Origin of the sequence: Caulobacter sp. S45 (genome assembly GCF_903642205.1) — a bacterium.
In the GTDB taxonomy this organism is placed as follows: Bacteria; Pseudomonadota; Alphaproteobacteria; order Caulobacterales; family Caulobacteraceae; genus CAHJWH01.
This window is the reverse complement of record NZ_CAHJWH010000013.1, coordinates 1-11320: the sequence shown is the minus strand read 5'-3', so window position 1 is coordinate 11320 and position 11320 is coordinate 1. Positions and strand designations below refer to the sequence as shown.

General features: G+C 70.7%; 14 protein-coding genes. 9 read left to right on the top strand and 5 right to left on the bottom strand.

The window, feature by feature from the left end; genetic code table 11:
* Window positions 1-54 precede the first annotated feature (54 nt).
* From ispH to HUV06_RS02775, 5 genes are all read left to right on the top strand, one after another.
* Window positions 55-1029, top strand: coding sequence for a 4-hydroxy-3-methylbut-2-enyl diphosphate reductase (gene ispH, locus HUV06_RS02795; RefSeq protein ID WP_174299751.1), 975 nt, complete (start codon window positions 55-57; stop codon window positions 1027-1029).
* Window positions 1026-1697 (top strand): glutathione S-transferase family protein, encoded by a 672-nt coding sequence (locus HUV06_RS02790; RefSeq protein WP_217433603.1) that lies wholly within the window; start codon window positions 1026-1028, stop codon window positions 1695-1697. Before ispH ends, HUV06_RS02790 begins: the two co-directional genes overlap by 4 nt.
* Before the next feature lie 77 nt (window positions 1698-1774).
* Entirely contained in the window at window positions 1775-2743 is a 969-nt protein-coding gene (thrB, locus tag HUV06_RS02785; protein WP_174299750.1) for a homoserine kinase, read from the top strand.
* Window positions 2740-3198, top strand: coding sequence for a ribonuclease HI (rnhA, locus tag HUV06_RS02780; RefSeq protein WP_174299749.1), 459 nt, complete (start codon window positions 2740-2742; stop codon window positions 3196-3198). Before thrB ends, rnhA begins: the two co-directional genes overlap by 4 nt.
* Before the next feature lie 30 nt (window positions 3199-3228).
* Complete coding sequence (locus HUV06_RS02775; protein ID WP_254600847.1) at window positions 3229-3789, top strand: GNAT family N-acetyltransferase; 561 nt, start codon at window positions 3229-3231, stop codon at window positions 3787-3789.
* Between the two features lie 147 nt (window positions 3790-3936).
* Here the strand turns inward: HUV06_RS02775 and HUV06_RS02770 are convergent, their stop codons facing one another.
* Complete coding sequence (locus HUV06_RS02770; protein WP_174299747.1) at window positions 3937-4518, bottom strand: YqgE/AlgH family protein; 582 nt, start codon at window positions 4516-4518, stop codon at window positions 3937-3939.
* A gap of 102 nt (window positions 4519-4620) precedes the next feature.
* Here HUV06_RS02770 and HUV06_RS02765 point away from each other — a divergent pair, with 102 nt between their 5' ends.
* The 4 genes from HUV06_RS02765 to HUV06_RS02750 all read left to right on the top strand — a co-directional run bounded on the left by HUV06_RS02765 (window position 4621) and on the right by HUV06_RS02750 (window position 7544).
* On the top strand, window positions 4621-5103 hold the full coding sequence (locus tag HUV06_RS02765; protein ID WP_174299746.1) for a peroxiredoxin: 483 nt from the start codon (window positions 4621-4623) through the stop codon (window positions 5101-5103).
* 89 nt (window positions 5104-5192) lie between these two features.
* Window positions 5193-5816, top strand: a complete 624-nt coding sequence (locus tag HUV06_RS02760; RefSeq protein ID WP_174299745.1) for a YceI family protein — start codon at window positions 5193-5195, stop codon at window positions 5814-5816.
* An 82-nt stretch (window positions 5817-5898) separates the two neighbouring features.
* Window positions 5899-6627, top strand: coding sequence for a YceI family protein (locus tag HUV06_RS02755; RefSeq protein WP_174299744.1), 729 nt, complete (start codon window positions 5899-5901; stop codon window positions 6625-6627).
* On the top strand, window positions 6624-7544 hold the full coding sequence (locus tag HUV06_RS02750) for an L-threonylcarbamoyladenylate synthase (RefSeq protein ID WP_256429993.1): 921 nt from the start codon (window positions 6624-6626) through the stop codon (window positions 7542-7544). Before HUV06_RS02755 ends, HUV06_RS02750 begins: the two co-directional genes overlap by 4 nt.
* Here the strand turns inward: HUV06_RS02750 and HUV06_RS02745 are convergent.
* From HUV06_RS02745 to HUV06_RS02730, 4 genes are all read right to left on the bottom strand, one after another.
* Window positions 7504-8217, bottom strand: a complete 714-nt coding sequence (locus HUV06_RS02745) for a CoA pyrophosphatase (RefSeq protein ID WP_254600846.1) — start codon at window positions 8215-8217, stop codon at window positions 7504-7506. The two genes, HUV06_RS02750 and HUV06_RS02745, sit on opposite strands and share 41 nt — an antisense overlap.
* Entirely contained in the window at window positions 8214-8798 is a 585-nt protein-coding gene (locus HUV06_RS02740) for a DUF1285 domain-containing protein (protein WP_174299743.1), read from the bottom strand. The genes HUV06_RS02745 and HUV06_RS02740 overlap by 4 nt, the downstream gene beginning before the upstream one ends.
* Before the next feature lie 30 nt (window positions 8799-8828).
* Window positions 8829-9992, bottom strand: a complete 1164-nt coding sequence (locus tag HUV06_RS02735) for a beta-glucosidase (protein ID WP_174299742.1) — start codon at window positions 9990-9992, stop codon at window positions 8829-8831.
* Window positions 9993-10070: 78 nt separating this feature from the next.
* The coding region (locus HUV06_RS02730) for a metallophosphoesterase (RefSeq protein ID WP_217433602.1) at window positions 10071-11320 on the bottom strand (1250 nt) is incomplete at its 5' end.

Sequence of the window (11320 nt, the reverse complement as noted above, 5' to 3'; positions counted from 1 at the left end):
AGAAAAGCCGTGGCGACGCTAGCGCAGGGGGCCACCGGAGCCTAATTTGGCGATATGAACGCGTTTGCGCCCCAGCGGCCGAGCCTGACCGTCATCCTGGCCAACCCGCGGGGCTTCTGCGCCGGCGTGGACCGGGCTATCCAGATCGTGGAGCGCGCCATCGCCAAGTACGGCGCCCCCGTCTATGTGCGGCACGAGATCGTGCACAACAACCATGTGGTCGATCGGCTGAAGAAGCTCGGCGCGGTGTTCGTGGAGGACCTGAACGACTGCCCTGACGACCGCCCGGTGGTCTTCTCCGCCCATGGCGTCCCCAAGTCCGCCCCTGCCGAGGCCGAGCGGCGCCGGATGTTCTATCTGGACGCCACCTGCCCGCTGGTCTCCAAGGTGCACCTGGACGCCGAGCGCCACCACGCCGCGGGCCGCGAGATCATCCTGGTGGGCCACGCCGGCCACCCGGAGGTGGACGGCACGCTCGGCCAGCTTCCCGAAGGCGCGATCCGTCTGGTGGAGACCCTGGAGGACGCCATGGGGGTCGAGCCACGCGATCCCGACAACCTGGCCTTCGTCACCCAGACGACCCTGTCGATGGACGATACGGCGGAGATCATGCTGGCGCTGAAGACCCGCTTTCCCCGCATCGTCGGGCCGCACGGGCGCGACATCTGCTACGCCACCACCAACCGGCAGGAGGCGATCAAGGCCATGTCGGCGGCCTGCGACCTGGTGCTGGTGGTGGGCTCCGCGACCTCGTCCAACTCTCAGCGCCTGGTGGAGGTGGCGGTGAAGGCCGGCGCCCGTGACGCCAGGCTCATCGACGACGCGGGCTGCATCAACCCGTCCTGGTTCGAGGGCGTCCGCGTGCTCGGCCTCACCGCCGGCGCCTCAGCCCCCGAGGTGCTGGTGGAAGGCGTGCAGGACTGGCTCGCCGCCCGCTTCGACCTTTCCATCGACGTCGCCGAGACGGCGCGCGAGACGGTCACCTTCAAGCTGCCGCGCGTGCTGACGCAGGAGGCGGAGCCGGCGTGAATCATGGCCCGGGAGAACTGGGCGTCAGCCGCTACCGCCTGCATTACTTCCCGGAGTCGGGGAATAGCTACAAGCTGGCCCTGATGCTCGCCTTGTGCGGCGAGTCGTTCGAGCCGATCTGGACCGACTTCGGCGCGCGCATCACCTGGACGCCGCAGTGGCGAGCCGCCGTCAACCCGATGGGCGAGATCCCCGTCCTGGAGATCGAGGGCGAACGCCTCACCCAGACGGGTCCGATCCTTCTGCGCCTGGCCGGCACCTATGGGCGGTTCGCCGGCCAGACCGACGCCGAGCGGTTCGAAGTGCTCCGCTGGCTGTTCTGGGACAATCAGAAGCTCTCGGCGCACATGGCGACCTACCGCTTCATGCGCACCTTCAGCGCCAAGTCCGATCCGGCGGTGAAGGCCTATCTTCGCGCCCGGGTGGACGACTTCCTGGGCATTGTGGAAGGCCAGTTGGGTGCGCGCCCCTTCATAGCCGGCGACAGGGCCACCATCGCCGATGTGTCCATGTGCGCCTACCTGTCCTATCCCGGGGATGAAACGGGCTATGACCTTCCCGCCAGCCACCACGCGGTCCACGCGTGGCTGCAACGCGTGGCCGCCTTGCCAGGTTGGCGTGCTCCTTACGACCTCCTCCCCGGCGCTCGCCTGGTGCGTTTCGCGTAGGTCGCGCAGCTGGCGATGACGCCCGGGGACGGTAGGGCCCGTTGACAGCTCGGATTCGCACCCTCACTGCCGCCCACATGGCCGTCTACACACCCATCGACGAGGACGACCTCACAGCGCTCCTCGCCGACTTCAACCTCGGCCCGGCCATCTCCTGCAAGGGCATCGCGGAGGGGGTGGAGAACTCCAACTTCCTGCTGGAGACCGAACGGGGACGGTTCATCCTGACGCTCTATGAGCGGCGGGTGCGGGAGGGCGATCTCCCCTATTTCCTCGACCTGATGCGCTGGCTGGCGGAGCGGGGTTTCCCCTGCCCCACGCCCATGGCCGACCGGCGGGGGCGGATGCTGAAGACCGTGCGGCAGCGGCCCGCGGCCCTGGTCAGCTTCCTCACCGGCGTGGCGGTGCAGCATCCCACGCCGGCCCACTGCCGCGAGGCGGGGGCCGGGCTGGCCAGACTGCACCTCGCGGGGCGCGACTTTCCGGGGGAGCGCGAGAACACCCTAGGCCAACCCACCTGGGCGCCCCTGTTCAAACCCCTGGGCGCCGCGGCGGACGGGCTAAGGCCGGGCTTGGCGGCGGACATCCACGCCGACCTCGCCGCGCTGGGCGCCGGGTGGCCGGCCGGGCTGCCGCGAGGCTCCATCCATGCCGACCTCTTCCCCGACAACGTCTTCTTCATCGGACAGCGGTTCTCGGCGGCCATCGACTTCTACTTCGCCTGCACCGACGCGCTGGCCTATGACCTGGCGATCTGCCTGAACGCCTGGACCTTCACGTCGGACGGGCAGTTCAAGCCCGACTGCGTCCCGGCGCTCATCACGGGCTACGACACGCTCCGGCCGCTCTCTGTCCGGGAGCGAGCGGCGCTTCCCGTGCTCGCCCGCGGCGCTGCGATGCGCTTCTTCCTGACCCGGCTGGCGGACTGGGGCGCTACGCCGCCGGGCGCGATGGTGCGTCCCAAGGACCCGATGGAGTATGAGGCGCGGCTCGCCTTCTTCCGCCGCCTCACCGACGATCCCTTCGCCTCCAAAGACTCGGCATGAACGACGACGTCATCATCTTCACCGACGGGGCCTGCAGCGGCAATCCGGGGCCGGGCGGCTGGGGCGCCATCCTCACCGCCAAGGGGCGCGAGCGGGAGATCTGCGGCGGCGAGCCCCGCACCACCAACAACCGCATGGAGATGACCGCCGCCCTCCGCGCGTTGGAGGCCCTCACCCGCCCCTGCAAGGTGGAACTGCACACCGACAGCCAGTACCTGCGGCAGGGGATCACCGAGTGGCTGGCCGGCTGGAAGGCGCGGGGCTGGAAGACCGCCGACAAGAAGCCGGTGAAGAACGAGGACCTGTGGCGCGAGCTCGACCTCGCCCGGAGCCGCCACGAGGTGAGCTGGCGCTGGGTCAAGGGCCACGCCGGCCACCCCATGAACGAGCGCGCGGACGCGCTCGCCCGCCGCGGGCTGCAGGAAGCGCGCGCGCGGGAGCGGGAAATCCTGTAGGCTCTGTCACCGATGGCGGTGCTCGACTGGATGTCAGCCGATTCCGGGTTCGCGGTGGAGGCCGAGCGCGTCCGCCTGCGAGCGCCGCGCATGGGCGACTTCCAGGCCTGGTCGACGCTGCGCCACGACAGCCAGGGCTTCCTGCAGCCCTGGGAGCCGACCTGGCCATCGGACGACCTGACCCGCGCCGCCTTTCGCCGCCGGCTGGCGCTTTACCAGCGCGACCAGGACCTGGGCCAGGGTCACGCCTTCTTCGTGTTTCGCATCACCGACAACGTGCTGGTAGGCGGCGTCACGCTGCGCAACATCCTGCGCGGCGTCGCACAGACCGGCACGCTCGGCTACTGGATCGGCGAGCCGCACTCAAGGCGGGGGTACACGCTGGAGGCGGTGCAGGCGGTGGCCCGCTTCGCCTTCGGCCGCCTTGGCCTGCATCGGCTGGAAGCCGCCTGCTGCCCCGACAACGAAGCGTCGCGACGATTGCTGCTGAAGGCCGGGTTCGAGCTTGAGGGACGTGCGAAGGGCTATCTGAAGATCGATGGGCAGTGGCGGGACCACCTGCTGTTCGGGAAAATAAGGGGGGAGGGATGATCTCTCCCGCCCCTCGACGGGGAGGGCGGGGTGGAGTGTGACCGCTGCGGTAGACGGAAGGATATGGGAGGAGCCACCCCCGTTCTTCCACAAACGCCGTGGACTCACCTCACCCTGCCCCTCCCCTTCGAGGGGAGGGCGAAGAGGCTACGCGCTTCCCGCCTGCGCCGAGAGGTGGTCCGCGCGGACGCCGATCTTGGCCAGGGCCCGGGTCCACTTGGTCTCGTGGTTCTCGTCGAAGACGATGTTCTCGTCGGCCTCGCAGGCGAGCCAGACGTTTTCGCGGATCTCCTGTTCCAGTTGACCCGCACCCCAGGTGGCGCAGCCGAGCGCCAGGATGGAGTGTCGCGGTCGCCTGTCGGCGTCGGCCATGGCCTCAAGCACCTCCCGGGTGGGGGTCAGCGACAGATCCTCGTTCACGGCCACGGTGCTGTCGCTTGTGGCGTAATCGGCGGTGTGGATGACGAAGCCACGCTCGCGATCCACCGGACCCCCGGCCAGAACCGCCTGCTGCATGCGGATGGCCTTCTGCTCGACCCCCAGCCGCTCCAGCAGCTCGCCGAGCGACAGCCCGTTCAGGGGATGGTTGACGGTCACGCCCATGGCGTTGTCGGCGGAGTGGGCGCACATCAGGATCACTGCGCGCTCGAAGCGCGGGTCGCCGATGCCCGGCATGGCGATCAGCATGCGCCCGGCCAGGAAGTCGCCGTCGGGATCAGGTCCGCTCATCCGCTTATCATGGGCGAGCGGGCGCGCGATGCAAGGCGGCGCACCGCTTGCGGGGGCGCGCGCTGCGCCGTATTGCCCGCCCACCACTCGAAGAGGTCCGCAATGACGATCAAGGTTGGCGACAAGCTGCCCGAGGCCACCTTCATGACCATGGGCGGCTCCGGCCCCGAGCCCAAGACCACCGCCGACGTGTTCGGGGGTAAGACGGTGGCGCTGTTCGCAGTGCCGGGCGCCTTCACCCCGACCTGCTCGGCAAAGCACCTGCCAAGCTTCCTGGAGAAGGGCGCCGATCTGAAGGCCAAGGGCGTGGATGCCATCGCCTGCACCTCCGTCAACGACGTCTTCGTCATGGGCGCCTGGGCCAAATCGCAGGACGTGGGCGACCAGGTCATGATGCTCGCCGACGGCAACGGCGCCTTCGCCAAGAGCCTGGGGCTGGAGCTGGACGGCTCCAAGTTCGGCATGGGCCCGCGCTCGCAGCGCTACTCCATGGTGGTGAAGGACGGGGTGGTGGACAAGCTGAACGTGGAGGAAGGCGGCGCCTTCGAGGTGTCCTCGGCCGACTACATGCTGGCCCAGGTCTGAGGGCGCCATCAAACCGCCGCGGTTGGTGGACCTGTGCTTTAGGCGTTGAGCGCGCGGCGAACTCCTTGCCGTGCATCGCCGAGGCCTTGATGACGCCCGCCTTCCGCGCCGCCGCCCTGCCGCTCCTGCTCGCCATTGGGCCAGCAGCCCTGCAGCCTGCGGCGGCGCAGGCCATCTCCACCGACTACGCCGCAGCGCCCGCGGGCGCCTACGCCCTCGATCCGGCGCATACCAGCGTGATCCTGAAGGTGTCGCATCTCGGTCTGTCGTCCTACACTTTCCGTATGAGCGGAGTGCGGGGTGGGTTCAGCTTCGACCCCGCCCGGCCCGAGGCCTCCAAGCTGCAGGTGGAGATCGACTCCGCATCGGTGGACACCGGCGATCCGGCCTTTAACCACCAGATCGCCGAGGACGTGCTGGGGGCCTCCAAGTACCCCACGATCAGCTTCGTTTCGAACGCGGTCAAGCCGGAGCGCGAGGGGCGCGGGGAGGTGGTGGGCGATCTCACCCTGCACGGCCAGACTCACCCGGTGACGCTGGACGTGGTGTTCAACGGCTTCGCGCCTTCGCCGCAGGAGAAGGCGGTGCGGATGGGCTTCTCCGCCGATGCCACCGTGCGCCGCTCCGAGTACGGCGCGGGCAAGTACGCGCCCATGGTCGGTGACGAGGTCAGCCTCGCCATCGAGACGGAATTCAAGACTTCGGCGCGCTGAAGGATAAATCTATCACGTTGGCAATCCAGCCGCCGCATGTTCGGATGACACTGACGGCGTGGAGCGAAGAGGGGCGGCCAAGTTGAGGAAGGGGCTGCTGGCCGGTCTGCTCGCCTTGGCGGCGGTGCTCGTGGCCGTCGCGGCGCTGCTGCTCCGGGCGCCTCGCAAGTCCAACAGCCTGGCGTCGCCGGTCGCGGCCACCGGCGCGGCCAGACCCGCCGCCGTCGCCTCTCCCGTGCAGACGCCCACCGCCACCGTGACGGCGGGGCCGGCGAAGCACAGCGCCCGCACCGCCACCCCCACCAAGGCGGCGCCGGTCTGGACCGTGGACAAGGCGGCGTCACGCCTGACCTTCCGGGCGGTGATGAACGGCCAGCCTTTCGACGGGGTGTTCCGCAGCTGGGACGCCCAGATCGCCTTCGACCCGCACAACCTGGCCACCTCGCGCGCCACCCTCACCGTGGACACGACCTCGGCCCTCACCGGCCAGCCGATCAAGGACGCAGCGCTGCCCAACTCCGAGTGGCTCGCGACCACGGCCTTTCCCCAGGCGACGATGGTCACCAGACTCATCACCCAGACGGGGCCGGGCCGCTACCAGGCCAGCGCCGACGTGCACATCCGCGGCGTCGCCTGGCGCACTACCGTGCCCTTCACCGTGGTGATCAGCCATGACGACGGACGCATGCAGTCCACCCTCACCCTGGATCGGCGCACCTTCGGCATCGGCGAGGGGCCGTTCCGTTCGCCCGCGCCGGTGGACCCCCTGGTGCAGGTCTCGCTGAGGCTGGTGGCCAAGAAGAGCCGGTGAACGAGATCGCTGCGGCCACGGCGGCGCTCGCCCGCGGCGAACTGGTGATCATGCCGACAGAGACCGTCTACGGCCTGGCCGCGGACGCCCGCAACCCCGCCGCCGTGGCCCGCGTGTTCGAGGCCAAGGGACGCCCCCGCTTCAACCCGCTCATCGCCCACGTGCCGGACCTCGCGGCGGCCATGAAGATCGCCGAGCTGCCGTCCCTGGGCGTGACGCTGGCCCAGGCCTTCTGGCCTGGGCCTCTGACGCTGATCGGGAAGGCCCGTCCCGGTGGAGCCTGCGATCTGGCCCGAGGGGGGCTGGACAGCGTGGCCGTGCGCGTCCCGGACCATCCTGTCGCCCTGGCGCTGCTGCAGGCGTTCGGCGGGCCGGTGGCGGCGCCTTCCGCCAACCGCTCGGGTCGGCCCAGCCCCACCCGGATGCGCGATGCACTGGAGGAGACCGGCGGCTCGGCAGCCCTGGCGCTTGAAGGCGGCGACTGCCGGGTGGGCCTGGAATCCACCGTCGTCTCGCTGCTCGGCGAGCGGCCGGCCATCCTTCGTGCGGGTGGGCTGACCCGGGGGGAGCTGATCAGCGTCGTCGGCGAGCTTGAGGAGGCGCCGGCCGATGCCTTGCGCTCGCCGGGCCGGCTGGCGCTGCACTACGCCCCGGACGCGCCGGTGCGTCTGAACGCCCGGAGCCCGGAACCGGGAGAAGCCTTCCTGGCCTTCGGCCCTAACGCGCCCCAAGGTGAGCGCGTCTGGAACCTGAGCGTCACGGCGGACCTCCGCGAAGCCGCCGCCCGGCTGTTCGCCTGCCTCCGCGAAGCCGACCGCACCCGGCCTACCGCCATCGCCGTCGCGCCGGTCCCGCACCATGGCCTGGGAGAGGCGATCAACGATCGGCTGCGGCGAGCGGCGGGCTATCGGGGCTGACGGCGTCCTCGCCGAACAGCCGCTCCCAGAGCGCACGCAGGATGCCCGCCGTCGCGCCCCAGATCAGCCGGTCCTGGTGCGGCATGGCGTAGTAGCGGCGCGCGCCCTGGGGACTGTTCCAGACGCGCTCCTCATGGTTGGCGGGATTCATCAGGAAGGTGAACGGCGTCTCGAACACCTCCGCGACTTCCGCCGCGGACGGCGTCAGGGTGAAGCCGGCCGCGACGAAGGCCACTACGGGCGTGATCTCGAACCCGGTGCCGGTCCGGTAGGTGTCGCAGAGGCCGATGGTCCGTACGAAGCGGGGCTGCAAGCCGATCTCCTCCTCCGCCTCCCGCAGCGCTGCGGTCCAGGCCGCTTCGCCCGGCTCCGTCCGGCCGCCGGGCAGGGCCACCTGGCCGGAGTGGCGGCTGAGCGTATCCGCCCGGCGGGTCAGGATGAGGTTCAACCCGTCCTCACGCTCCACCAGGGCGATCAGCACCGCGGCGGGAACGGTGGCGGCCAGGGCTTCGGGGATCGCGTCGCCCGCGGCGTCAAGATCGAACCGCGTCCGCGCGCCTGAGACGGGCGCGCTGGAGAGAGGGTGAAGCCGAGCGGCGATCCAAGGCTCGAGCACTTCGGCTGGGGAGCCGGGGGTGGCCGCCGCATACGCCGCCGTCAAGGGTGCGTTCAAGCCGCCCCCGGCGCCCCGAGCGCGAACCAGGCGCCGTCGCTCTCGACGCCCAGCACGTCGCCCAACGGGGTCGTGCGGGTCTCGGCCATGTCCACCAGCTCGTAGAATACGGGTCGGGTCAGGCGGGCCATCAGCCCTCGGCGGACGTGCAGGTAGGGTGCGGGCTCGCCCGCAGCTCCCGCCTCGACCGTGATGAAATAGTCGGGGCCTGCGTCGACCTCGTCGCCGACGTTGGTCAGGAAGCGCAGCGTGGTCCCAAGCCGGTCCACTCGGGTCGCGAGGAAGGGCGCGTCGTCGACCCGGATGCGCAGCTTCTCCGCCGGCGTGACCAGGTGGTAGCCGTCGGGATCCTTGCGCAGCACGGTGGAGAACAGGCGCACCAGCGGCGCGCGCCCGATGGGCGAACCGTTGTGGAACCAGGTTCCGTCCCGAGCGATGCGGATGTCGATGTCGCCGCAGTGGGCCGGATGCCAGAGATGCACCGGCGGCAGGCCGCGGGACCCCGCTGGCGTGACGCCGGCCGCAGCGAGCACGCCGGCGAGGCCGCCCGCCTCTGTGGCGGCAGGGGTGTCACGGATCATAGGTCCGATATGGACCTTCCTCGCCCGGTCTCAAGCGGTCTCCAGCTGTGCGGGAAGGACGGGGCGACGGATCGCGCGGCGGGCGTGGACGGGCTCGAAGGCCCGCTCCTGGCGCCGCAGCTCCTGGGCAAGCGGCTTGTAGAGGGTGCGGTCACCGCCCCCCTCAGGCGTGCCGAACAGGCCGACGTCGCAGTGCCGGTCGTTGTCCCATCCCGGATAGGCCAGGATCGGATAAAGGCAGACGCCCTGGATGTCGGCGCCCGCCGCCATGGCCGCGCGCACCTCTTCGCAGACGTAGTGAAGCCAGGGGGCGCGGGCGTTGCGCTCGGCGCCCGTCTCCGCGATCAGGATGGGCCGATCATAGCGGCGCGCCGTCGCCGCCAGCAGCTCGCTCATGTCCGTATAGGCGTGGTGGCCCATGGGGATGGTAGGGCCCTCAAAATACCACTGGTTATGCGGGTAGTAGTTCAGCCCCACCACGTCGAGCAATCCGGGCCGGCCGCCCAGGTCCGCGTCGCGGAGACCCGCGATCATGTCGAAGGCCTCGAACTGGCCGGCATGCAGGCGATCGGCGTCTTCCACGGGGAGGTGAGCGACCGGCTCGATCTTGATCAGCGGCTCGCACCAGACGAAGCGGGCGCGCCGGTCCACGCGAAGGCAAGCCTCGGCAGCGGCAATCCCGGCCCGCACGAGCTGGCGCTTCAGCTCCGGCCCCCGACCGATGTGGGCGGGGAAGAAGTAGCCGACATCGCCCGCGGACCAGGTGAAGAAGCTGATCTCGTTCACCGGGCACCAGAGCGGCGCCTCGCCGGTCTCCTCCCGAAACACGCGGGCCGCGGCCTCGGCAAAGGCGGTGAAGCTCTCCACCCACGGCGGCGACCAGAGGTCCAGGAACTCGGGCCAGCCATAGTGGCAGATGTCCCAGATCACCTGGATGCCTGCGGCCTTGGCGGCGCGCAGCATGGGCCGCCAGCTTGACCAGTCGTAGACGCCCGGCGCGCGCTCGATCAGGTGCCAGCGCAGCCCGTCGCGGATCGTCGCCATGCCCATCTGGGCGCAGGCGCGGTAATCCGCCTCCACCCTTGCGTCGTGGTGGGTGGCCTCGATCAGGTCCAGGCGGTGTCCGTCCCGGCGCCGCATGGTGGAGCATTCGAAGCCGGCCATGAAGAAGCTGGCGAAGGGGGAAGCGGACATGCGCCCACCAAGACTCGAGGGCCGATGCGCCCCGAGTCTGTCACAATCCGCAACTCGCTCGTAAGTTTCAGCCTGTGGTCAGCGGGCGGCGCGGAGTGCGGGCGCGCAGGTGAGCCGCCGGCCCTCCAGCCGGCAGTCCACCACCGGCCGGTCCTGGGCGTCGTAGAAGACGCCCCGCCAGTGATCGGAGCCGTCACCCACCCGGTCCAGCACCATGTAGCCGAAGCGGTCGAACTCGGCGTGGTCGGCGGTCAGGCCGTCCAGCAGCACCTCGTCGCGGGTGATCCGCGGGGTGTCGGCCGGCAGGCCGATGTCGCCGCCGGTGCCCACCACCAGCTGGGCCGGCCGCTTCGCCGCGAAGTCGAAGCTGGAGAAATGGTGGATGTGGCCGGACAGGACGAGGGCGACCGCCGACAGGTCCCGCCCCTTCACCGCCGCCTGCTCCGTCGCGTTCAGCGGGACGCTCACCGGGCCGAGCGGGCCGATCCGCACCACCGGCGCCAGCCCCCAGATCGGCCGGTGCACCACGATCCAGCCCGGCTGCCTCGCCAGGGCGGAGCCCAAGGCGGAGAGCTGTCCGGCGAAGGCGGCCACCCGGGCGGGCGGCGCGCTCTCGTCCACGGTGTCGGCGCTGTCCAGGACGTAGAGGTTCAGCCCGCCTATTGGGACGGTCCAGGCGCTGGCCTCGGCCGGGCAGGCCTTGGCTGCGGGCGCGGCGTCAAGCAGGCGGAACCAGCCGACGCCGCCCCGGGCGCAGCTCTCGTGATTGCCCCGCACGAACACCCAGGGCGCCGCCTGCAGCAGCGGGGCTGCGGGATCGAAGAAGTCCGCCGCCCAGGCGTCCCAGCGGTCGCCGGACGGGCTGCCGGCGCAGCGCAGGTCGCCGACGGGACAGGCGGACTCGCGATAATAGTAGTCGCCGATGTGGATCACGAGGTCGGGGTGGCGGGCGGCGGCGCGCCGGGCGACCTCGGCGAAGGGCCAGGCGGCCGGGTCGTTGCAGGCCTGCACCAGCGGCCCCTTGATGCGGCATCCGGTGTCGGCGAACACCACCATCCGCCGCACCACGGGCCGGGGCGCGACCAGGTTGCGCCCCACCACCTCCACGGTGCGCGCGCCCGGCTGCAGGGGCGCGCTGCAGACCAGGGGAAAGCGGTCATCGGCGGTGGCGCGGGGCCGGAGCGACAGGGTGCGCCCGTCCACCCGGGCGATGGGACACAGGGCGCCCGGCCGCACCACCCGCACCTCGGCTCCGTGTTCGGTCATCTGCACCCAGGCCACCGGTCCGGCCGAGGGCGGGGGCGGCGGCGGCAAGGCCTCGCGCCGGG

What these genes read in the sequence shown, in the direction of transcription:
- ispH (WP_174299751.1), top strand. Translation starts at nt 55, where the DNA reads ATGAACGCGTTTGCGCCCCAGCGGCCGAGCCTGACCGTCATCCTGGCC.
- thrB (WP_174299750.1), top strand. Translation starts at nt 1,775, where the DNA reads ATGGCCGTCTACACACCCATCGACGAGGACGACCTCACAGCGCTCCTC.
- rnhA (WP_174299749.1), top strand. Translation starts at nt 2,740, where the DNA reads ATGAACGACGACGTCATCATCTTCACCGACGGGGCCTGCAGCGGCAAT.
- HUV06_RS02775 (WP_254600847.1), top strand. Translation starts at nt 3,229, where the DNA reads ATGTCAGCCGATTCCGGGTTCGCGGTGGAGGCCGAGCGCGTCCGCCTG.
- HUV06_RS02770 (WP_174299747.1), bottom strand. Translation starts at nt 4,518, where the DNA reads ATGAGCGGACCTGATCCCGACGGCGACTTCCTGGCCGGGCGCATGCTG.
- HUV06_RS02765 (WP_174299746.1), top strand. Translation starts at nt 4,621, where the DNA reads ATGACGATCAAGGTTGGCGACAAGCTGCCCGAGGCCACCTTCATGACC.
- HUV06_RS02760 (WP_174299745.1), top strand. Translation starts at nt 5,193, where the DNA reads ATGACGCCCGCCTTCCGCGCCGCCGCCCTGCCGCTCCTGCTCGCCATT.
- HUV06_RS02740 (WP_174299743.1), bottom strand. Translation starts at nt 8,798, where the DNA reads ATGATCCGTGACACCCCTGCCGCCACAGAGGCGGGCGGCCTCGCCGGC.
- HUV06_RS02735 (WP_174299742.1), bottom strand. Translation starts at nt 9,992, where the DNA reads ATGTCCGCTTCCCCCTTCGCCAGCTTCTTCATGGCCGGCTTCGAATGC.